This window comes from Burkholderia sp. AU4i, from assembly GCF_000466765.1.
Classification (GTDB): domain Bacteria; phylum Pseudomonadota; class Gammaproteobacteria; order Burkholderiales; family Burkholderiaceae; genus Burkholderia; species Burkholderia cepacia.
The window spans coordinates 1-574 of the sequence record NZ_ASSI01000273.1 but is presented as its reverse complement, the minus strand read 5'-3'; the positions used below and the strand labels follow the sequence as shown (position 1 = coordinate 574).

At 71.8% G+C, this 574-nt stretch carries 1 protein-coding gene; it reads left to right on the top strand.

Features of this window, described 5'->3' with window-relative positions; all coding sequences use genetic code 11:
- Window positions 1-480 (top strand): MFS transporter (locus L810_RS40065; RefSeq protein WP_042978186.1); only part of this gene is annotated, 480 nt, incomplete at its 5' end.
- Window positions 481-574: the final 94 nt, after the last annotated feature.

The window sequence follows — 574 nt, the reverse complement described above, 5'->3', positions numbered from 1 at the left end:
GTCGAGATGGGCGCGATGCTCGCGTGGGGCCGGCTGTCCGACCGGATCGGCCGCAAGCCCGTGTACCTGATCGGCGCGCTGAGCCTCGTCGCATGCGCATTCCCGTTCTTCTGGCTGCTCGACACGCGCGCGACGCCGCTCGTCTGGCTCGCGCTGACGGTCGGCACGGCCGTCAGCCACGGCGCAATGATCGGCACGCTGCCCGCGCTCGTCGGCGAGCTGTTCAGCACCGAGGTGCGTTACTCGGGCGTCGCGCTCGGGCATGAAGTCGCGTCGATCTTCGCCGGCGGGATGTCGCCGCTGATCGCCACCGCGCTGCTCGCGCGTTATCACGCATCGTGGCCCGTGTCGCTGTTTCTCGTCGCGCTCGGCCTCGTCACCGTCGCGACGCTGTGCATGATGCGCGAAACGCGGATCGTGAGCGCCGCTCCCGCTGTTCCCTCTGTTCCCGCTACCGACACGCGCGGCGACACGGCGTGACCACGACGCTTCGATCCGCGCAAGCGGGCCGATCCGCACCGGCAGGCGGCGAACACGGCGGCGGCCGGCACGGCCGTCCCGGGCGCGTGCCGCC